The 20,428-nt window shown below is 59.1% G+C and carries 16 protein-coding genes; 10 read left to right on the top strand and 6 right to left on the bottom strand.

All coding sequences use genetic code 11. The annotated features are described in order from the left end of the window. The first annotated feature begins 308 nt into the window (after positions 1-308). Entirely contained in the window at positions 309-1,136 is an 828-nt protein-coding gene (locus RYB09_RS19045; RefSeq protein WP_058402709.1) for a DUF2242 domain-containing protein, read from the top strand. Positions 1,137-1,294: 158 nt separating this feature from the next. Here the strand turns inward: RYB09_RS19045 and ilvA are convergent, their stop codons facing one another. Continuing rightward, on the bottom strand, positions 1,295-2,830 hold the full coding sequence (gene ilvA / locus RYB09_RS19040) for a threonine ammonia-lyase, biosynthetic (protein ID WP_410478321.1): 1,536 nt from the start codon (positions 2,828-2,830) through the stop codon (positions 1,295-1,297). A 283-nt stretch (positions 2,831-3,113) separates the two neighbouring features. On the opposite strand from ilvA, the gene RYB09_RS19035 reads away from it, so the two are divergent. Beyond that, positions 3,114-3,371: a hypothetical protein gene (locus RYB09_RS19035; RefSeq protein ID WP_316889751.1), complete on the top strand. Its 258-nt coding sequence runs from the start codon at positions 3,114-3,116 to the stop codon at positions 3,369-3,371. A 6-nt stretch (positions 3,372-3,377) separates the two neighbouring features. On the opposite strand, the gene RYB09_RS19030 is transcribed toward RYB09_RS19035, so the two are convergent. Further along, on the bottom strand, positions 3,378-4,418 hold the full coding sequence (locus tag RYB09_RS19030) for an AraC family transcriptional regulator (protein WP_058408486.1): 1,041 nt from the start codon (positions 4,416-4,418) through the stop codon (positions 3,378-3,380). A 2-nt stretch (positions 4,419-4,420) separates the two neighbouring features. Next, positions 4,421-5,554, bottom strand: coding sequence for a nitrilase-related carbon-nitrogen hydrolase (locus tag RYB09_RS19025; RefSeq protein WP_316889749.1), 1,134 nt, complete (start codon positions 5,552-5,554; stop codon positions 4,421-4,423). 203 nt (positions 5,555-5,757) lie between these two features. Here RYB09_RS19025 and RYB09_RS19020 point away from each other — a divergent pair, with 203 nt between their 5' ends. The 3 genes from RYB09_RS19020 (at position 5,758) to RYB09_RS19010 (ending at position 10,253) form a co-directional block, all read left to right on the top strand. Further along, entirely contained in the window at positions 5,758-7,797 is a 2,040-nt protein-coding gene (locus RYB09_RS19020) for an NADPH-dependent 2,4-dienoyl-CoA reductase (protein ID WP_316889747.1), read from the top strand. Between the two features lie 25 nt (positions 7,798-7,822). Then, entirely contained in the window at positions 7,823-8,767 is a 945-nt protein-coding gene (locus RYB09_RS19015; RefSeq protein ID WP_316889744.1) for a 1-aminocyclopropane-1-carboxylate deaminase/D-cysteine desulfhydrase, read from the top strand. A gap of 148 nt (positions 8,768-8,915) precedes the next feature. Then, positions 8,916-10,253 (top strand): MFS transporter, encoded by a 1,338-nt coding sequence (locus RYB09_RS19010; protein WP_230017987.1) that lies wholly within the window; start codon positions 8,916-8,918, stop codon positions 10,251-10,253. Between the two features lie 260 nt (positions 10,254-10,513). On the opposite strand, the gene lpxH is transcribed toward RYB09_RS19010, so the two are convergent. Next, entirely contained in the window at positions 10,514-11,260 is a 747-nt protein-coding gene (lpxH, locus tag RYB09_RS19005) for a UDP-2,3-diacylglucosamine diphosphatase (RefSeq protein ID WP_058401919.1), read from the bottom strand. Then, on the bottom strand, positions 11,257-11,760 hold the full coding sequence (locus RYB09_RS19000; protein WP_058401920.1) for a peptidylprolyl isomerase: 504 nt from the start codon (positions 11,758-11,760) through the stop codon (positions 11,257-11,259). The genes lpxH and RYB09_RS19000 overlap by 4 nt, the downstream gene beginning before the upstream one ends. Before the next feature lie 207 nt (positions 11,761-11,967). Here RYB09_RS19000 and RYB09_RS18995 point away from each other — a divergent pair, with 207 nt between their 5' ends. Together RYB09_RS18995 and cysS are read left to right on the top strand one after the other, a co-directional pair. Continuing rightward, the gene (locus tag RYB09_RS18995) at positions 11,968-13,662 is read left to right on the top strand and encodes a glutamine--tRNA ligase/YqeY domain fusion protein (protein WP_058408481.1); all 1,695 of its coding nucleotides are present in this window, start codon (positions 11,968-11,970) and stop codon (positions 13,660-13,662) included. Between the two features lie 19 nt (positions 13,663-13,681). Continuing rightward, positions 13,682-15,064 (top strand): cysteine--tRNA ligase, encoded by a 1,383-nt coding sequence (gene cysS, locus RYB09_RS18990; RefSeq protein WP_011168154.1) that lies wholly within the window; start codon positions 13,682-13,684, stop codon positions 15,062-15,064. Positions 15,065-15,202: 138 nt separating this feature from the next. Here the strand turns inward: cysS and RYB09_RS18985 are convergent, their stop codons facing one another. Next, a complete protein-coding gene (locus tag RYB09_RS18985; RefSeq protein WP_058408480.1) occupies positions 15,203-17,056 on the bottom strand; it encodes a sigma-54-dependent Fis family transcriptional regulator in 1,854 nt (617 codons plus the stop codon). A 299-nt stretch (positions 17,057-17,355) separates the two neighbouring features. On the opposite strand from RYB09_RS18985, the gene RYB09_RS18980 reads away from it, so the two are divergent. The 3 genes from RYB09_RS18980 to RYB09_RS18970 are packed head-to-tail and all read left to right on the top strand — an operon-like array spanning position 17,356 to position 20,424. Next, complete coding sequence (locus tag RYB09_RS18980) at positions 17,356-18,450, top strand: ABC transporter ATP-binding protein (RefSeq protein ID WP_002552727.1); 1,095 nt, start codon at positions 17,356-17,358, stop codon at positions 18,448-18,450. Beyond that, complete coding sequence (locus tag RYB09_RS18975; protein ID WP_005733169.1) at positions 18,450-19,565, top strand: ABC transporter ATP-binding protein; 1,116 nt, start codon at positions 18,450-18,452, stop codon at positions 19,563-19,565. Before RYB09_RS18980 ends, RYB09_RS18975 begins: the two co-directional genes overlap by 1 nt. Then, positions 19,558-20,424: a carbohydrate ABC transporter permease gene (locus tag RYB09_RS18970; protein ID WP_002552729.1), complete on the top strand. Its 867-nt coding sequence runs from the start codon at positions 19,558-19,560 to the stop codon at positions 20,422-20,424. The genes RYB09_RS18975 and RYB09_RS18970 overlap by 8 nt, the downstream gene beginning before the upstream one ends. The last annotated feature ends 4 nt before the right edge of the window (positions 20,425-20,428 follow it).

Raw genomic sequence — 20,428 nt, 5'->3', positions numbered from 1 at the left:
AGCGGTAGTTCAGTCGGTTAGAATACCGGCCTGTCACGCCGGGGGTCGCGGGTTCGAGTCCCGTCCGCTGCGCCATACACCGCTTCAAGGCCCTTGAACTCCTTGAAGCAAACACGAAAGCGACCCTCGGGTCGCTTTTTTGTTGTCTGCGTTTTGTCCGTAGGCGAGTAGGGTGGTTGGCCTGAACACGTGTTGTATCCAAATCCTTTTGATCTGTACGTTGATCCAGCGTCGGCCTTGTTGCAGACTTACCGCCATTTCCCAGTTCGCAGTCTTGCTGGCAGTCTTTTCCTTCCTCAGGATTTTCGATGTTTAAGCTACTGAACGTTCGTACCGCATTCTGGATCTCTGCCGTGTTGATGGCAGCTGGTTGTTCATCGCCGAAGCAGGCGGTTTATGACCACGAACATTTCGATGACGCCGGGACCTTCTCCCGTAGTTATCCCGCCACCGACCTGGCTTATTGCGAAGCGGGGCGGCGTGCCTTGTTGAGTCAGGGCTATATCATCACCAGCAGCGATCCGAAGATGATTGCCGGTCGCAAGAGCTTTCAACAGACCGGCGATGCGCATATTGAAATCAGCTTCAATCTGGTGTGCGCTGCTGATGCGAAGGATGGTAGTTCCACCATGTTCGCCAACGCTCTGCAGGACCGCTATGCGCTGAAGAAGACCAACAACTCGGCCAGCCTCGGGGTTGGAGTGCTGGGTTCCGTCTCGATGCCGATAGGCTCCACTGATGACTCGATGGTCAAGGTGGCCAGTGAAACCGTGTCATCGGCGAAGTTTTACGAGCGCTTTTTCGGTCTGGTGGAAAACTTCCTGCCACCGGAAGTGAAAAAGGCTGCGCATATTGTCGAGAAGCCCAAGGCAGATCTGGGTGTTCCTGATGTAGCCCCTGCCGCACCCGAGCCTGCCAAGGCGGCCAAGGCGGCCGAACCCGCCAAACTGGCTCCAGCAGCAACGGAGTCGCCCGCCAAGGCCGAACCCGCTGCCGAATCAGCCACGCCGCCTGCGGCAAGCGAACCATTGCCAGCGCCAGCCGAGCCTGCATCGTTCAAGGCGGAAACGGTCGACACACCGGCAGCCGAGCCAGCAGACAGCGCCAAGCCAGCCGAGGCTGAGCCCGCTCAATAACGGCTGTCGTGATCATGCACGGCGGACGCAGAGCGTCCAGAACTGCATCCCCACGCAGAGCGTGGGGACGATAATCAAGGTGTCCAGAGAACCTCTATCGCGCCCATGCTCCGCGTAGCTATGCCGGTCCGCATGAGGAACGAGGGGTATCTACGTCCTCAGCCCAGAAACAAGCGGTACGCCGGGTTCTCGCTCTCGTCCCAATACGGGTAACCAATCTCGTCCAGCGCTGCGCCCACCAGATGCCGCTCTTCCTCCGGCACCACCAGACCAGCGACCACACGGCCGTCTGCTGCGCCGTGGTTGCGGTAGTGGAACATCGAGATGGTCCAGCGTCCGCCCAGGCGGTTGAGGAAGTTGAACAGCGCGCCCGGCCGCTCAGGGAATTCGAAACGCAGCACCACTTCATCGTCGACGCGCTCGGCATGCCCGCCGACCATGTGGCGGATGTGCAGTTTGGCCAGTTCGTTGTCGGTCAGGTCCAGCACCGGAAAACCCTGCCCGGTCAGGCTGGCGATCAGTGCGCTGCGCGGGTCGTTCTCCGGGTGAGTCTGCACGCCGACGAAGATGTGTGCTTCACGGTCGGTGTGGTAGCGGTAGTTGAATTCAGTGATCTGGCGCTTGCCGATGGCTTCGCAGAATGCCTTGAAGCTGCCCGGCTGCTCGGGAATGGTCACGGCGATGATCGCTTCGCGGCCTTCGCCCAGCTCGGCGCGCTCAGCAACGTGACGCAAGCGGTCGAAGTTGACGTTAGCCCCGGAGTCGATGGCCACCAGTGTCTGACCGCTGATGCCGCGCTGCTCGACGTATTTCTTGATCCCGGCCACGCCCAGCGCGCCGGAGGGCTCGGTGATCGAACGGGTGTCGTCGTAGATGTCCTTGATCGCCGCACATATTTCATCGGTGCTGACGGTGATCACTTCATCGACATAATGACGGCACACTTCAAAGGTGTGATGGCCGATCTGCGCCACCGCCACTCCATCGGCAAACAGCCCGACCTGGCTCAGCACCACGCGCTCCCCGGCGGCCATTGCCGCTTGCAGGCAGTTGGAGTCATCCGGCTCTACACCGATGACCTTGATCTCCGGGCGCAGGTATTTGACGTATGCCGCGATACCCGCGATCAGACCGCCGCCACCGACCGGTACGAAGATAGCGTCCAGCTGCCCCGGCTGCTGACGAAGAATCTCCATCGCCACGGTGCCTTGACCGGCGATGGTGTCGGGGTCGTCATACGGGTGGATGTAGACGAAGCCCTGTTCGTCGACCAGCTTCAGCGAGTAGGCCAGCGCTTCCGGGAATGAATCGCCGTGTAACACCACCGTGGCGCCCCGCGAGCGAACGCCTTCGACCTTGATTTCCGGGGTGGTGCGCGGCATGACGATGGTCGCCAGAATGCCCAGTTCGCGTGCCGCCAGTGCCAGGCCTTGTGCGTGATTGCCCGCCGAGGCCGTGACCACGCCGCGTGCGGCCTCTTCTGCGGTCAATTGCGCCAGCTTGTTGTACGCGCCACGAATCTTGAAGGAGAACACCGGCTGGAGGTCTTCGCGCTTGAGCAATACCCGGTTTCCCAGCCGCTCGGACAGCTGGCGAGCGCCGTGCAGCGGGGTTTCGACCGCCACGTCATAAACGCGGGAGGTGAGGATCTTGCGGGCGTAATGGTTGAGCAGATCGTGCTGGCCTTGGCTCATCGCGTTGATCCCTCATACATGCGCAGCGCCGCAACAGATGGCAGAGCGATAATCAGGTTCAGTGAAGCACGAAGGGCGATAGAGCGAGGGATAACGATCATGTCTGACTCCTGGTTCAATAATGTTGCCCAGGAGACAGAAGAAACCCGCCTCCAGGGCGGGTTTTTGCAAACGTCGGCTAACCCGCCATGACTGGAATGACGGTAATAATAATCTGGCCGAGGTTTTGCTTGATGAGGTTCATGGCCCTGAGGTTAGGTCGACACGGGCCTGCAAGTCAATAGTGCCTGACTGGCAGCGTATAGCGACACGTGCTGAATCGGCGACGATCTTTTTCGTCTGTTTGATAGGGATCAACATTTTTATTTCACATTGGCACTTTAATGTTGATCTTGCGGTCAGTTATTTCAGCTTTAATTATCACCCATACTCAATCAGCGAAGAGGGCGAAGAAATGGACGAATACCAGGAAGAACTGCTTGAATACCGTGCATCGGAGCTGGACCCGGTAGAGCCTGCCGACGACGCTACCGAGCTATGAACGGCTTCATGCGCTTTGGCGCTGGCTGCGGCGGAACTCTCCCGGAGTCTGTCCGTTCCAGCGTTTGAAGGCGCGTTGAAAGGCTTCGGCAGAAGCGAACCCCAGCAGGTAGGCGATCTCCCCGAACGCCAGTTCAGTGTCGCGAATATAAGTCATCGCCAGATCACGCCGCGTGTCATTGAGCACGGCGCGAAAGCATGTGCCTTCCTCGGCCAGCTTGCGTCGTAGTGTCCAGGTCGGCAGCTTGAGCCTTGCCGCCACTTCTTCCAGATCCGGTTCCCTGCCGCCGTTCAATAGCGGCCCAAGCAGTTGAATGATGCGTTCACGCAAGCTGCGGGTACGGGTCTGTTGCTCCAGCTCGGCTTCGCATAATTGCAGCAGATGCCGCCAGGTACTCGGGCAGTGGTCCGGGTTGCGTAATGCAAGGCAGTTCTGATCCAGGCGCAATTGATTGGTGGCGGCGGCAAATATCACCGGGCTGTCGCTCAGGCTGGCGTATTGCGCGGCGTAGTCAGGCGCTTCGAATTCTATCTCGACGCGTTGTGCACGCAGCCCGGTGCCCGCCAGTGTCGAGAGCTGAGCAAGCCAGCCCGCCAGGATCGAGTCCACAACAAAGCGGTTGTACGCGTTATAGGGGCTGATTGAATAGAAGCGCATCCAGGCGCCTTGCGCATCCTCGTGAAAGCTCGACTGACCGCGATAGTTGGACGCATACAATGGCTCGAAACGGATCAGTGTGCGGGCGGCCTCGCGCACTGTGGGGGCCTGCGCGGCGGTCACGCCCGCCAGACCTGCATGCGCGAAACGACTGAGCTGGCCCATGTACAAGCCGAACCCGGGCTGGCCGGTAAGCTGTATGGCAGCATGTCCCAGGCGCATATAGCGCGGGATCGACAGTCGCGCACCCGCCTGACTCAGGCGGGCGGGGTCCAGACCGTACTGCTCGAGCAGCGGATCAGGATTCTTGCCCAAGCGAGTGACCGCGCCGGCCAGACTCTGGATGTAGCCCACCGACAGGTCACCAAGGCGCAGGGTCAAGGTCGACATCATCAAAGCCAGAGGTTGATCAGACGGGCACCGCCAGCGGGGCCATTGTCAGACGACGGTTCGGCTATTGTCTGACCTGCGTGGCTGGCAAAACTTTGCCCGGAAACGCCCTGATTCCAGAACTGCCCGCGCATGAACACGCTGACCCCTGCCTGTGCACTGCTTTGTGCAGGACGGCTGATCAGGGTCAGGCGATGCCAGGCTTCGCCCTCGCTTGGATTGTCGGCTGCCATATCGATGTCTGAGTGCCGGGGCTTGCGCCACGGTTCGGACCAGGTGGCCTTGCCGATCACAAAAGCAGGCACCGCAATCAGCTGCGCGCCGCTCTGATTCAAGCGTGCGTAATTGTCCGCGTACCAACTGTCGCCGCCGATCAGCACCGCCAGACGCCCTGCGGGCGTGTCGAGCACATTCAACGGTGCGTCGCTCGCCGTGTGCACGTAGCGTTTCTGAAAACGGTCCGGGTACAGCTGACGCTGAGGCTGGCCGAGCGGCTGGCCATCGCTGCCGAATGTCAGGCTGCTGTTGTACAGGGCACCTTTACCGACTTTCAACTGACCGTTTTCGACACTCGGTTCCGGCAGCACAATCGAGCCTGCCACCAGTGTTACACCGAACTCTTTGGCCAGGCCGCCGAACAGTGCCTGGTAGTCACGTGCCATCGATCTTGCCTTGAGGCGCAGATGGGCGTCATCTACACGGTCTCGGCCTTCGGCACTGAGCATCGCCATGATGAATTGCAGCGGATTGCTCCAGGACAGCCAGTCCATCGCTTCATCGACCGTTGCGGCTTGATAAAGCTCATCCTTCTCTCCACTGGCGAACAGCCAGGTGCCGATATGCTCGGGGAGTACTACCACCGTTCTGTGGTTGATCAGCCCGTAATCGCGGGCCTGTTGCAGATAGGCTGCCAGCTTGCGGTGCAGTCGGTCAGTGTTCTGGTAGTCCGTGGGGAACAGCTCCGGCTCGATGCCCAGCAGGTTTCCGCGTTCACTGGGCTCGCCTTCATTGATTGCCAGGCGAATGCGCAGATCGGACAGGTAATGGCCCGCCGGACGTTGTCCGGTCCAGACTGCGTAACTGACAAGGCTGGCTACGCTCAGCAGGATCAGACAGATGGCGAAGAGTTTGCGCATAAAAAGGCCGGCTGGCTGCCATCAGGAAATTGTCGACTAGGGTAGGACGACGTCAGGCGCTTGCCAAGTGCCGCTGCGCGTTTGGATCAATAACTTGTCACTTTCGGTCATTGAGTGTGGGGCTGGATGCGTCTTTACTGTTGCCCATGAGAGGACCCGCAGAGGTCCTTGTTTTCCCGTGATTGACTCGATGGAGCTTCGCCATGACTGCTGCTCATTACCCGCACCTGCTGGCCCCGCTGGACCTGGGCTTCACAACCTTGCGCAACCGGACCTTGATGGGCTCGATGCACACTGGTCTTGAAGAGCGGCCGGGTGGTTTCGAGCGCATGGCGGCTTATTTTGCCGAGCGGGCACGCGGCGGGGTCGGGTTGATGGTGACCGGCGGGATCGCGCCAAACGAAGAGGGTGGTGTCTACGACGGTGCGGCAAAACTCACCAATGCCGAAGAGGCGGAGCAGCATCGCATCGTTACTCGTGCGGTCCACGAGGCTGGCGGCAAGATCTGCCTGCAGATCCTGCATGCCGGTCGCTACGCTTATAGCCGCAAGCAGGTTGCGCCAAGTGCCATTCAGGCGCCGATCAACCCGTTCACGCCGCGTGAGCTGGACGAAGAGGGCATCGAAAAGCAGATCGCTGATTTCGTGACCTGTTCCACGCTGGCCCGCAGTGCCGGGTATGACGGTGTCGAAATCATGGGTTCGGAAGGCTATTTCATCAATCAATTCCTCGCCGCCCATACCAACCACCGCACCGATCGCTGGGGCGGCAGCTATGAAAACCGTATGCGCCTGGCGGTCGAGATCGTTACGCGGGTGCGTGAGGCGGTCGGGGCTGATTTCATCATTATCTTTCGCCTGTCGATGCTGGACCTTGTGGAGGGTGGCAGCACCTGGGAAGAGATCGTCCAGTTGGCCAAGGCGGTCGAACAGGCGGGTGCGACGCTGATCAACACCGGGATCGGCTGGCATGAGGCACGTATTCCAACCATCGCCACCAAGGTGCCGCGCGCAGCGTTCAGCAAGGTTACTGCCAAACTGCGTGGTTCGGTGAAGGTGCCGCTGATCACCACCAACCGGATCAATACCCCGGAAGTTGCCGAGCGCATCCTCAGCGAAGGCGACGCCGACATGGTCTCGATGGCGCGTCCTTTTCTGGCCGACCCGGAATTCGTCAACAAGGCTGCGGCGGGGCACGCCGAACGGATCAACACCTGCATTGGCTGCAATCAGGCCTGCCTTGACCACACCTTCGGCGGCAAGCTGACCAGTTGCCTGGTCAACCCGCGCGCCTGTCACGAGACCGAGCTCAACTACCTGCCAACCCGGCAGGTGAAGAAAATTGCCGTGGTGGGTGCCGGTCCCGCCGGGCTGGCCGCTGCAACCGTTGCTGCCCAGCGCGGACATGAGGTGACGTTGTTCGATTCGGCCAGCGAAATCGGTGGCCAGTTCAATATCGCCAAGCGCGTGCCGGGCAAGGAAGAGTTCTCCGAGACGCTGCGTTACTTCCGCAACAAAGTGGAAGAAACCGGCGTGCAGTTGCGCCTCGGCACTCGCATAAAAGCCGAAGACTTGCTAGGGGCCGGCTTTGACGAGGTGATTCTGGCAACCGGCATCGCACCGCGCACTCCTGCCATCCCAGGTATCGATAACCAAAAAGTGCTCAGCTATCTGGATGTCATTTTGCAGCGCAAGCCGGTCGGGCGCAGCGTGGCAGTGATCGGCGCAGGCGGTATCGGTTTCGATGTGTCGGAATTTCTCGTACACCAGGGCGTGGCCACCAGCCTGGATCGCGAGGCGTTCTGGAAAGAGTGGGGCATCGATACCATGCTTGAAGCGCGCGGCGGCGTGGCCGGGATCAAACCTGATGTGCACGCTCCGGCACGCCAGGTGTACCTGCTGCAACGCAAGAGTTCCAAGGTGGGCGACGGCCTGGGCAAGACCACTGGCTGGATTCACCGCACCGGGCTGAAAAACAAACAGGTGCAGATGCTCAATAGCGTCCAGTACCTGAAAATCGACGATGTCGGTTTGCATATTCGTATTGGTGAAGACGGCGAGGAAAAGCTGCTGGCGGTAGATAACATTGTGATTTGCGCCGGGCAGGACCCGCTGCGCGAGCTGTATGACGATCTGGTCAGCGCCGGGCAAAGCGTGCATCTGATCGGCGGTGCAGACGTTGCCGCCGAGCTGGATGCCAAACGCGCTATCGATCAGGGTTCGCGTCTGGCCGCTGCGCTCTGATTGAGCTTGTCTGTAAACTGCGCGGATGATTGTTGACGCCCTTGACTGGCAGCCCACTGCTGCGCTGCAACGCTTGAACCTGCCCTGGCTGCAAGATGCCGGGGTGGAGGTGGCAATCCTGCGCCTGGACCTTATTGACTCGCTCATCAGCGGCAACAAATGGTTCAAGCTCAGCGAACACCTGACCCAGGCTGTCGAGGCGGGTGCAGAGGGATTGATCAGCCTGGGCGGCGCACACTCCAATCATCTCCATGCGCTGGCGGCAGCGGGCAAGCGCTTCGGTTTCCCGACGGTGGGCCTGTTGCGTGGTCACGCCCAGCAGACGCCGACGGTACTGGACCTGCAAGCTTTTGGCATGCAATTGCACTGGCTGGGCTATGCGGGTTATCGAGCACGACATGCTGCAGATTTCTGGCTGCCCTGGCAGGCGCAATATCCTGAGCTGTATCCGATTGCCGAAGGCGGTGGCGGGCTTGCCGGTGCGCTGGGCTGCGCAAGGTTGCGGGAGATGGTCGATAGCCAGCTCGGGCACCTTGGCTGGGACGATTATCACGGCTGGTGGCTGGCAGTTGGCACAGGCACAACGCTTGCCGGTTTGCTGTTGGCCGAGGCCGGCGCCCATCCGGTATATGGCGCGATGGCGGTGCCGGACGATCATGGCGTTGCTCAAAACATCATGGCTGTGTTGAAAGAAGCCGCAGGGTCGCAGGTGAACGCCTCGCCGAGCCTGCCCGCTGCCTGTGTCCTGCTGGAGGCCAGCCGGGGCGGTTTCGCCAGAACCGATGCCGCGCTGCTCGACTTCATCGCCAGCAGCGAGGCGCATAGCGGCGTACCTCTGGAGCCCTTGTACACCGGCAAGGCTTTGCTGGCCCTGCACGATGAGGTGCTGGCCGGTCGGTTCAAGTCAGGCAGCCGTCTGGTCCTCGTCCATACCGGTGGCCTGCAGGGGCGGCGCGCGATGGGCCTGTAAGCCTTGTCGCAGAGCGCTTGGCATGAATTCTGCGCAGATCGGTGGCGAGACGTCGGCCATGACTACGTGGATGACACTTCTGGAGTGAGGCATCCGGGTCGCTGTCTCGATAATTGGTCCATTCCAGATCAATACGCCGAGGTCAGCCATGACAACTACCGCCGTAGAGCAAGTCGATCCTGCCACGCTGAAAAAGGTCATCGTCGCAGCGGCCATCGGCAACTTCGTCGAATGGTTCGATTTCGCCGTGTACGGCTTTCTGGCAACCACCATCGCGCTGCAATTTTTCCCCAGCGGTGACAGCAGCGCCGCGTTGTTGAAAACCTTCGCCGTGTTTGCCGTGGCCTTCGCATTCCGGCCATTGGGCGGGATTTTCTTTGGCATGCTGGGTGACCGCATCGGGCGCAAGAAGACCCTGGCGATGACCATCCTGTTGATGGCAGGCGCGACCACGCTGATCGGTTTGTTACCGACGTATGCGGCGATTGGCGTGATGGCACCGATTCTGCTGACTGTGATTCGCTGTGCGCAGGGTTTCTCGGCCGGTGGCGAGTATGCCGGGGCCTGCGCCTACCTCATGGAGCACGCGCCGCGCACGCAGCGGGCCTGGTACGGCAGCTTCGTGCCGGTGTCGACGTTTTCCGCCTTTGCTGCCGCAGCAGTGGTGGCTTACGCGCTGGAGTCGTCACTGTCGACCGAGGCCATGAGTAGTTGGGGCTGGCGCCTGCCGTTTCTGATTGCAGCGCCATTGGGGCTTGTCGGTTTGTACCTGCGCTGGAAGCTCGACGAAACCCCGGCATTTCAGGCTGTCACGCAAGAGCACGCCGTGGCTCACTCGCCACTCAAGGACACCTTGCGCCATCATGCAGTAGCCATGTGTTGTCTTGGAGCGTTCGTGTCGTTAACGGCGCTGTCGTTCTATATGTTCACCACTTACTTTGCGACCTACCTGCAAGTGGCGGGCGGGTTGAGGAGGGCGACGGCGTTGCTGGTGTCGTTGATCGCACTGGCCTTTGCGGCTGCTCTCTGTCCGCTGGCCGGTGCCTATTCGGATCGGGTTGGCCGTCGGGTCACTATGGCAACCGCCTGTACTCTGCTGATGGTCGTGGTGTTTCCGTCATTCCTGATGGCCAGCTCCGGCTCGTTCATTGCCTCGATCGTCGGGGTCATGCTGCTTGCTGTGGGCGCAGTGCTGTGCGGTGTAGTGACGGCAGCGCTGTTATCGGAAACCTTCCCGACCCGCACCCGCTATACCGCCTCGGCAATCACCTACAACATGGCCTACACCCTGTTCGGCGGCACCGCGCCGCTGGTGGCGACCTGGCTCATCGGTGTCACGGGCAGCAACCTGTCGCCAGCGTTCTACCTCATCGCCGTAGCCGTATTGGCGATGGCTGGCGGCCTGTCCTTGCCGGAAACCTCGAAAATATCGTTGCATGATGTGCCTGTTACAGGCGATGAGCCGGTGATGCGGTCGATTGCCTGAGCTTCAAGATCGGTATGCCATATAAGTAGCAGCTGCTAACGCAGTGCTTTTCATCCGCGATGGCACTGGCGACGCAGAGTGCGACCTTAGTGACAGGGCGAAGGAATCCGACGAAGTCGGGCCGGAAACAGGGGCGAGGGGCTTTGGTTACTATGGCCCCTCAAAGTAACTCTCCGAGGGGCGAAAAAGGTGACCTGAGTCGAACCCCAATCCACCTGACATCGCAGAACCGCTGTGCTCTCAGCCGCGTTCCCGCGCCATCAATTCAACAGCGCAGTCGTCTCGGGCACAAAGTCGAATGAGCTCAGACTGAAACCCTGCTCATCCACCTGCAACACCCAGCCCTGACGATCCCAGTCGCCCAGCACAATGCGTCTGGCTGCCTGATCGCCAATCTGCAACTTATGAATCGCGGGGCGATGAGTGTGGCCGTGTACTAAGGTGCGCACGCCGAACTGCTGCATGATCCGCGGCACCTCGTCTGGCGTCACATCGACAATATCATTGGCCTTCATACGGGTTTGCGCACGGCTTTCATTGCGCAACTTGCGCGCCAGCTTGTGCCGGGTGCCCAGCGGCAAATGGCGCAGAATGAAAAGCGTCAGCGGATGGCGCAGATAACGGCGCATCCGTATGTAACCTTCATCGCGGGTGCACAGGCTATCGCCATGCATCAACAACACGGGCTCACCGTTCAACTGCACGACGCTCGGATCGCTCAACAGGGTGCAACCCGCTGCCTTGCAGAAACCCTTGCCGATCATGAAGTCGCGGTTGCCGTGCATCAGAAAAATTCGTGTGCCGCTGTCACTCAATGCGCGCAGGGCTTTGCAGATTGAAAGCTGAAACGGTGACATGGCGTCGTCACCGATCCAGACTTCAAAGAAATCCCCGAGGATATACAGCGCCTCGGCTTCGCGGGCGCGGCCCGCGAGCAGATCCAGAAACGCCCGGGTAATGTCCGGGCGCTCCTGTTCAAGGTGCAGATCGGAGATCAGCAGTATCACTCAACGATCTCGGCTTTCTTGATGATCACGTCTTCTACAGGCACGTCCTGATGACCGGCTTTGCTGGAAGTCGCAACGCCCTTGATCTTGTCGACGACGTCGGTGCCTTCGATGACTTCGGCGAACACCGCGTAACCCCAGCCCTGAACGGTCTTGGCGCTGTGGTTCAGGAAGGCGTTGTCAGCCACGTTGATGAAGAACTGCGCAGAGGCCGAATGCGGCTCCATGGTGCGGGCCATGGCCACAGTGTATTTCTTGTTCGGCAGGCCGTTATCGGCTTCGTTCTGAATGCTCGGGCGCTTGTCTTTCTTTTCTTTCATGCCTGGCTCGAAACCGCCGCCCTGGATCATGAAGTTGCCGATTACACGGTGGAAAACCGTGTTTTCGTAGTGGCCAGCGTTAACGTATTCGATGAAGTTGGCTACAGTCAGTGGCGCCTTTTCTGCGTTCAGTTGCAGAACGATGTCGCCGTGGTTGGTGGTCAGCTTTACTTTGGACATGTGGAAAGTCGCTCTATAGTCATGCATGAATGGGCACATTATGACCCTGACGCGCAGTTTACGGACGAGGTTACATTTTTCAGCGCTTTTGCAGCTTTTATGCCCTCAAATGTGCACTCTGTTGTCAGGGACTTGACAGCTTCGGCTATGATAAGCGCTTTGATTTAGTCGGCCTACCCTGGCCGCGCACGTATGTCCAAGGATCCTATGAGCAAGCCCACTCCAGAACCCGCTGCCCATTCCAAGGCAGGCCCAGCCGTACCGACCAATTTCCTGCGTCCTATCGTGCAGGCAGACCTGGACTCGGGCAAGCACAGCAAAATCATCACGCGCTTTCCGCCAGAGCCCAACGGTTACCTGCACATCGGTCACGCCAAGTCGATCTGCGTGAACTTCGGTCTGGCCAAGGAGTTCGGTGGCGATACGCACCTGCGTTTCGATGACACCAACCCGGCCAAGGAAGACCAGGAATACATCGACGCCATCATGAGCGACGTCAAGTGGCTGGGCTTCGAGTGGGCGGGCGAAGTGCGCTACGCCTCGCAGTATTTCGACCAGTTGCACGACTGGGCGGTCGAGCTGATCAAGTCGGGCAAGGCCTATGTAGACGATCTGACCCCCGAGCAGGCGCGCGAATACCGTGGCACCCTGACCGAGCCGGGCAAGAACAGTCCGTTCCGTGAGCGCAGCGTCGAGGAAAACCTCGACCTGTTCGCGCGTATGAAGGCTGGTGAATTCGAAGATGGCGCTCGTGTACTGCGTGCCAAAATCGACATGGCCTCGCCGAACATGAACCTGCGTGACCCGATTATCTACCGCATTCGTCATGCGCATCACCATCAGACCGGCGACAAGTGGTGCATCTACCCGATCTATGACTTCACCCACGGTCAGTCGGATGCCCTTGAAGGCATCACTCACTCGATCTGCACCCTGGAGTTCGAAAGCCATCGTCCGTTGTACGACTGGTTCCTCGATAACCTGCCGGTGCCGTGCAAGCCGCGCCAGTACGAGTTCTCGCGCCTGAACCTGAACTACACCATCACCAGCAAGCGCAAGCTCAAGCAACTGGTTGACGAGAAACACGTCAATGGCTGGGATGACCCGCGCATGTCGACTCTGTCGGGCTTCCGTCGCCGTGGCTACACGCCGAAATCGATTCGCAATTTCTGCGAAATGATCGGCACCAACCGCTCTGACGGCGTTGTCGATTTCGGCATGCTCGAATTCAGTATTCGCGATGACCTGGACCACAGCGCCCCGCGCGCCATGTGTGTGCTGCGCCCCCTGAAAGTGGTCATCACCAACTACCCGGAAGGTCAGGTCGAGAAGCTGGAACTGCCGCGCCATCCGAAAGAAGACCTGGGCATGCGCGAGCTGCCGTTTTCGCGGGAGATTTACATCGATCGCGACGATTACATGGAAGAGCCGCCAAAAGGCTACAAACGTCTTGAACCCAATGGTGAAGTACGCTTGCGTGGCAGCTATGTGATCCGTGCCGACGAAGCGATCAAGGACGCAGAGGGCAACATCGTCGAACTGCGTTGCTCCTACGATCCTGACACCCTGGGCAAGAACCCCGAAGGCCGCAAGGTCAAGGGCGTTGTGCACTGGGTGCCTGCGGCCGAGAGCGTTGAATGTGAAGTGCGTCTGTATGACCGCCTGTTCCGCTCCGCCAACCCGGAAAAAGCCGAAGACGGCGCGAGCTTTCTGGACAATATCAACCCCGATTCCCTGCAAGTGCTGACCGGTTGTCGTGCTGAACCATCATTGGGACACGCGCAACCGGAAGACCGTTTCCAGTTCGAACGCGAAGGTTATTTCTGCGCGGACATCAAGGACTCGAAACCCGGTCAACCAGTCTTCAACCGCACGGTCACGTTGCGGGATTCCTGGACCTGAGATGTCCGAGGGGCAGATAGTGCTTTCTATTTACAACACGCTCACCAAGAGCAAAGAAGTATTCAAACCGCTGGATGGTAACAAGGTGCGCATGTACGTCTGCGGGATGACCGTGTACGACTACTGCCACCTGGGCCATGGCCGCAGCATGGTGGCGTTCGATCTGGTGACGCGCTGGCTGCGCTTCAGCGGTTATGAACTGACCTATGTGCGCAACATCACCGACATTGACGACAAGATCATCAATCGTGCGCGTGACAACGGTGAGTCATTCGACGCGCTGACTGCGCGCATGATCGACGCCATGCACGAGGACGAGGCGCGCCTCAACATCCTCAAGCCGGACATGGAGCCGCGTGCCACCGATCACATCGCTGGCATGCACGCCATGATCCAGACCCTGATCGACAAGGGCTATGCCTACGCGCCGGGTAACGGTGATGTGTATTACCGGGTCGGCAAGTTTCAGGGCTACGGCAAGCTGTCGCGCAAGAAGATCGAAGACCTGCGCATCGGCGCGCGGATCGAAGTGGACGAGTCCAAGGAAGACCCACTGGACTTCGTGCTCTGGAAAGGCGTCAAGCCTGGCGAGCCGAGCTGGGAGTCGCCATGGGGCGCAGGGCGTCCGGGCTGGCATATCGAATGCTCGGTCATGTCGACCTGCTGCCTGGGGGACACCTTCGATATTCATGGTGGCGGCAGCGATCTGGAGTTTCCGCACCATGAAAACGAAATTGCCCAAAGCGAAGCGGCCACCGGCAAGACCTACGCCAATGCCTGGTTGCACTGCGGGATGATTCGCATCAATGGCGAGAAGATGTCCAAGTCCTTGAACAACTTCTTCACCATCCGCGACGTGCTGGAGAAATACCATCCGGAAGTGGTGCGTTACCTGCTGGTATCCAGCCACTACCGCAGCGCGATCAACTACTCCGAAGACAGCCTGCGTGAGTCGAAGGCGGCGCTGGAACGCTTCTATCACGCGCTCAAGGGGTTGCCGGTTGCCGAGCCTGCGGGTGGGGAAGCGTTCGTCGAGCGTTTCAGTACGGCGATGAATGATGACTTCGGCACGCCGGAAGCGTGTGCGGTACTGTTCGAAATGGTCCGTGAGATCAACCGCCTGCGTGAATCCGATGTCACCGCAGCGGCGGGTCTGGCGGCGCGCTTGAAGCAGTTGGCCAGTGTGCTGGGTGTTCTGCAGCTGGAAGCCGACGACTTTTTGCGTGCAGGCGCGGAAGGGCGGGTCGATGCGGCGCAAGTGGAAGCGCTGATTCAGGCACGTCTGGCTGCACGCGCGGCGAAGGACTGGGCCGAATCCGATCGGATTCGCGACCAGATCACCGCCATGGGCGTACTGCTGGAAGACGGCAAGGGCGGCACGACCTGGCGCCTTGCGGACTGATCAAGCAAGGCGGCTAGTGACGCGGAGCATGTGAACGATAATGACCCGGAAGACTATCGTGCCCATGCTCCGCGTGGGCATGCTGTTCTGGACGCTCCGCGTCCGATCCTCGATGTACGGTCTGCCGAAAGCCAAAAACTAGACAATCCGCTGTTCCCGCAACCGCTTGTACAATGTGTTGCGGCTTACGCCCAGGCGTTTTGCCAGCTGTGAAATATTTCCGCCAGCCGCTTGAAACAGTTGGCTCAGGTCTTCTGTCGTGTGAAGGCGCACGGTGGATTCCTGAGCCTTCACCAGCTCTCGGCAGTCCTCATCCATGCCCATATCCAGCAGAAAATCCTCCGGCAAGTGCTCGGTACTGATCGGCTGTTCATCTGCCAAAGCCAGCGCCACCTGAATCACGCTGTTGAGCTGACGAATGTTGCCCGGCCACGGGTGATGTTCGAATAGTTCGAGCACTTCTCTGGAAAAACCCGCCCGTTGATGAGCGTCGCGATGTCGCTCCCAGATACGCTGGATGAGTGCATGTTTGTCGGTGCGCTCGCGCAGTGCCGGGAGTTCGATGCTCAAGCCGCTGATCCGGTAATAAAGGTCCTGGCGAAATCGCCCCGTCTGAACCTGATCGCGCAGGCTGCGATTGGTGGCTGAAATAAGGCGTATATCTACCGCAAACAACTCACTGCTGCCCAGTGGCTGGACGCAGCGCTCTTGCAGCACACGCAACAGTCGCGCCTGTACCGGCAGGGGCATGTCGCCGACTTCGTCCAGAAACAGCGTGCCTTTATCGGCTTTGCGGATCAGGCCAATGCTGCCTTTTTGACTGGCACCGGTAAACGCCCCTCTTTCATAGCCAAATAGCTCGGCTTCGACCAGTTCGGCCGGGATCGCCGCGCAGTTGACAGCGATCAGCGGCTGAGTGGCGCGGCTACTGGCTTGATGCAGGGCTTTGACAAACACTTCCTTACCGACCCCGGTTTCCCCGTGGATCAGCAGCGGAATGTCTTTTTCCAGCAGCCGCTGCGCCTGATTCACAGCTTTCTCGATTTTTGCGTCACCCAAGCTGATCGCTTCCAGGTCCAGGCTCCGCGGCGCGACAGGTGCCTGAACCGGCTGGACGCTGTGCAGCTTCAGCGGCTTGCGGGTCGGACGCTTGAGCAGACATTGAAAGCGATTGTTGCCAAACGCGTGTAGTGCAAACGGCCGCGCTTCTGTCTCGCTGAGCAGTTGCAGGATAGGGCACTTGAACAGCGTTTCGATACTGGCACCGGACGGCGGCGTCCCCAATAAATTGTCAGCGCGTCGATTGGCGCAAAGGATCTGGCCGCTTTCATCAAAAATCAGCAGGCCTGCCCATTGGCTGTCGAGATTGTTCAGGCCCGTATTGAAAATCAACTGATAGTGCGAGTCGCGGAACTGATCGAGGATCAGTCGGTTTTCCACCGACTGACTCATCATTTTGACCATACCCAGCGTATGCGAGGGGGGCAGGAAACTGTCGCTGGACACATCCAGCACGGCAATGATGCGTCGATCAGCATCGAAGATCGGTGAAGCCGAACCGGTCATGAAGCGATTAGCCTTGAGGAAATGCTCGTCCGGTTCAATGTGAATGGCCTGCTCACAGGCCAGTGCTGTGCCGATGGCATTGGTGCCGGTGCCCCGTTCGCTCCAGCTGGCACCAGCCATGAAGCCCTGTGCCTGGGAAGACTCGACGAAGCGTTGCGCGCCCCAGGATTTGAGCAACTGGCCTTGAGGGTCGGCCAGCAGAATCAGGCAATTGGAGTTGCTCAGAATGTTTTCGTAGACCGGCAGGACTTCCTGATGGGTGGTCTGCACCAGCCCGTGATGGCGCTCCAGCAGCCTGGAAACCTCAGCGCCCGGCAGTTGGCCGAATGAAGGACGCGTCTGATGGCTGAGACCGAAATCCCGGCAGCGCCTCCATGAATCCTGAATGATGATGTCGTGAACGAGCGAAGCGCTGGATTGAGACATGAGGATGCCTGCGAATATGACGTGTTGTTTTTGTTTTTAGGTCCCGTCGGCGTGACCATCCTTGCCCGCAACGTCCGTCCAGTGTCGTTCAGTTTTGTTCAAAGTCAATGTTCATTTTGTTCAAGTGTTCAGTGTTTACTGTTCATTATTGTTCAGCTGTGAAAGGGCTTTCGCCCCCTGAATACGGGGGAGGGCTCTGTTTCGCGGCTCGCAAGCAATCTGGCCGAACTGGCACGAATGTCGCTATCTGCAAACAGTCACGCATTCACCCTTAAGAAAAAAACAACAAAGGGCACGCCATGTCTCTCACGCTGGAGCACGTCAGTCGCGCGGTCGATGGTCAGGTCTGGATCGACGACGCTTCCCTGAGCTTTGAGCCAGGATCTTTCAACGTTCTGCTGGGGCGAACCCTGTCCGGCAAAACCAGCCTGATGCGCCTGATGGCCGGGCTGGACAAGCCTGACAGCGGGCGGGTGCTGATGAACGGGGTCGATGTTACAAATCGACCGGTTCGTCTGCGCAATGTCTCGATGGTTTATCAGCAGTTCATCAATTACCCAAGCATGACGGTGTTCGAAAACATCGCCTCGCCGCTGCGTCAGGCCGGTCTGTCCAAGGACGTGATCCACAGCCGTGTGCAGGAAACGGCGAAGATGCTGCGCATCGAAAAATTCCTGCAACGCCACCCGCTCGAATTGTCCGGTGGGCAGCAGCAGCGCACCGCGATGGCCAGGGCGCTGGTCAAGGACGCCGAGTTGATCCTGTTCGACGAGCCTTTGGTCAACCTTGATTACAAGCTGCGTGAAGAGCTGCGTCAGGAAATGCGCGAGCTGTTTGCAGCCCGCCATACCATTGCCATCTATGCCACTACCGAGCCCAATGAAGCGCTGGCGCTGGGTGGTACCACCACTATTCTGCATGAAGGGCGGGTGGTGCAGAGCGGCAAGACTCCCGAGGTCTATCACCGGCCTAGCACGGTATTGGCGGCCGAGCTGTTCTCTGAACCGCCGATCAATCTGATGCCGGGCCGTATAGACGGCAATGAAGTCAGCTTCGCCAACTTTGTGCATTTCCCGCTCAACGTCGACCTGCGGGCCGTCGGTGATGGTGAATACCGCTTTGGCGTGCGTCCCAGCCATTTGAGCCTTGTGCCTTCCAACGATGATGATCTGGAGCTGGCGGTCACCGTCGAGCTGGCAGAGATCAGTGGCTCGGAAACCTTTCTGCATGTGCGCAACGAGCTGTTTTCACTGGTTTTGCACCTGCCGGGCGTGCATGCCTACGACGTTGACGCATCGATTCGGGTGTACATCCCGACTCACAAATTATTTGTATTCGATCAGCAGGGCGGCCTGATTCAGGCGCCGGGCCTGCGCATGGCGAGGGTTGCCTGATGGCCGAGATCCGCTTGCAGAACCTGGCGCACAGTTACAGCGCCAAGCCTGGTCCTGACGACTATGCAATTCGCGAGATGAGTCACATCTGGGAGCAGGGCGGGGCTTACGCGCTGCTCGGGCCTTCCGGCTGCGGCAAGTCGACCTTGCTCAATATCATTTCGGGGCTGCTCAGTCCCTCTCAAGGGCAAGTGCTGTTCGACTCGAAAGTGGTCAACGAACTGCCGCCAGAGCGTCGCAACATCGCTCAGGTTTTCCAGTTTCCAGTGATCTACGACACCATGACGGTGTTCGATAACCTGGCCTTTCCGTTGCGCAATCAGGGCCTGGACGAGGCGCGGATTCTCATCAAGGTCAACGAAATTGCCGATGTCCTGGACCTGCAGCCGCTGCTGAAAAAGAAAGCGCGCAACCTCAGCGCGGACGAAAAGCAGAAAGTCTCGATGGGGCGCGGTCTGGTACGTGATGACGTTTCCGCGATTCTCTTCGATGAGCCGCTGACGGTCATCGACCCGCACCTGAAATGGAAACTGCGCCGCAAGCTCAAGCAGATCCACGAGCAATTCAATATCACTATGGTCTACGTCACCCACGATCAACTGGAGGCGTCGACCTTCGCCGACAAGATTGCGGTGATGTATGGCGGACAGATTGTGCAGTTCGGCACACCGCGGGAGCTGTTTGAAAAGCCTTCACACACCTTTGTCGGCTATTTCATCGGCAGCCCTGGCATGAACCTGATTGACGTCACGCCTCAACCGGGCGGTGTCGGTTTTGCCGACATTCATCTGCCGCTGCCTGAGTCGTTGCAGCAAAAGCTTGCCAGTACACCGTGGAAAAGTCTGAAAGTGGGCATTCGTCCAGAGTTCGTGCATGTCTGGGACGGGCCTTACGACGATGCGATGTGCGCCGACGTAACCTATGTGGAAGACCTCGGCACCTACAAGATCATTACCCTGAAACTGGCCGGGCAACTGCTCAAGGTTCGTTTGCAGGAAGACAAACCGGTGCCGCACGGTCAGGCCTGGATCAGCTTTCCAGGTCAATGGCTGATGCTCTATGCCGACGATTACCTGCTTGAAGCCGGCCCGGCCAGTGAGGTGTCCCATGCGTAAGGTGCAGAACAACAAAGCCTGGTGGCTGGTGATGCCGGTGTTTCTGCTGGTGGCATTCAGCGCGATTATCCCGATGATGACCGTGGTCAACTACTCGGTGCAGGACATCTTCGACCAGTCCAGCCGCTATTTTGTCGGTACTGACTGGTTCCGCCAGGTCTTGCAGGACCCGCGCCTGCACGATTCGCTGCTGCGCCAGTTCATTTACTCGGGTTGCGTGCTGCTGATCGAGATCCCGCTGGGTATCGCGATCGCTCTGACCATGCCCACCAAAGGTCGCTGGTCATCGTTGTGCCTGATCGTGATGACCATTCCGTTGCTGATTCCATGGAACGTGGTCGGCACCATCTGGCAGATCTTCGGCCGTGGCGATATCGGTTTGCTGGGTTACACGTTGAACAACGTGCTGGGCATCAACTACAACTACGCCGCCAATGCTTCGGATGCCTGGGTGACAGTGCTGGTCATCGACGTCTGGCACTGGACCTCACTGGTGGCCTTGCTGTGCTACTCAGGGCTGCGCGCCATTCCGGATGTCTACTATCAGGCGGCGCGGATTGATCGTGCCTCCGGCTGGGCCATCTTTCGGCATATCCAGCTGCCGAAGATGAAAAGCGTGCTGCTGATCGCGGTGATGCTGCGCTTCATGGACAGCTTCATGATCTACACCGAGCCGTTCGTGCTCACCGGTGGCGGTCCTGGCAACTCCACCACGTTCCTCAGTCAGACCCTGACCACCATGGCGCTCGGGCAGTTCGACCTGGGGCCTGCGGCGGCGTTCTCGCTGGTGTACTTCCTGATCATTCTGTTGGTGTCATGGGTGTTCTACACCGCCATGACTCACAGCGAAAAGAATTGAGGGG

Source organism: Pseudomonas syringae group sp. J254-4 (assembly GCF_032586855.1).
GTDB lineage: Bacteria > Pseudomonadota > Gammaproteobacteria > Pseudomonadales > Pseudomonadaceae > Aquipseudomonas > Aquipseudomonas amygdali.
Note: the sequence above shows the minus strand (reverse complement) of the source record. Positions and strands in the feature narration are given on the sequence as shown.

What these genes read in the sequence shown, in the direction of transcription:
- RYB09_RS19045 (WP_058402709.1), top strand. Translation starts at nt 309, where the DNA reads ATGTTTAAGCTACTGAACGTTCGTACCGCATTCTGGATCTCTGCCGTG.
- ilvA (WP_410478321.1), bottom strand. Translation starts at nt 2,830, where the DNA reads ATGAGCCAAGGCCAGCACGATCTGCTCAACCATTACGCCCGCAAGATC.
- RYB09_RS19030 (WP_058408486.1), bottom strand. Translation starts at nt 4,418, where the DNA reads ATGTCGACCTTGACCCTGCGCCTTGGTGACCTGTCGGTGGGCTACATC.
- RYB09_RS19025 (WP_316889749.1), bottom strand. Translation starts at nt 5,554, where the DNA reads ATGCGCAAACTCTTCGCCATCTGTCTGATCCTGCTGAGCGTAGCCAGC.
- RYB09_RS19020 (WP_316889747.1), top strand. Translation starts at nt 5,758, where the DNA reads ATGACTGCTGCTCATTACCCGCACCTGCTGGCCCCGCTGGACCTGGGC.
- RYB09_RS19015 (WP_316889744.1), top strand. Translation starts at nt 7,823, where the DNA reads ATGATTGTTGACGCCCTTGACTGGCAGCCCACTGCTGCGCTGCAACGC.
- RYB09_RS19010 (WP_230017987.1), top strand. Translation starts at nt 8,916, where the DNA reads ATGACAACTACCGCCGTAGAGCAAGTCGATCCTGCCACGCTGAAAAAG.
- RYB09_RS19000 (WP_058401920.1), bottom strand. Translation starts at nt 11,760, where the DNA reads ATGTCCAAAGTAAAGCTGACCACCAACCACGGCGACATCGTTCTGCAA.
- RYB09_RS18995 (WP_058408481.1), top strand. Translation starts at nt 11,968, where the DNA reads ATGAGCAAGCCCACTCCAGAACCCGCTGCCCATTCCAAGGCAGGCCCA.
- RYB09_RS18985 (WP_058408480.1), bottom strand. Translation starts at nt 17,056, where the DNA reads ATGTCTCAATCCAGCGCTTCGCTCGTTCACGACATCATCATTCAGGAT.
- RYB09_RS18980 (WP_002552727.1), top strand. Translation starts at nt 17,356, where the DNA reads ATGTCTCTCACGCTGGAGCACGTCAGTCGCGCGGTCGATGGTCAGGTC.
- RYB09_RS18975 (WP_005733169.1), top strand. Translation starts at nt 18,450, where the DNA reads ATGGCCGAGATCCGCTTGCAGAACCTGGCGCACAGTTACAGCGCCAAG.
- RYB09_RS18970 (WP_002552729.1), top strand. Translation starts at nt 19,558, where the DNA reads ATGCGTAAGGTGCAGAACAACAAAGCCTGGTGGCTGGTGATGCCGGTG.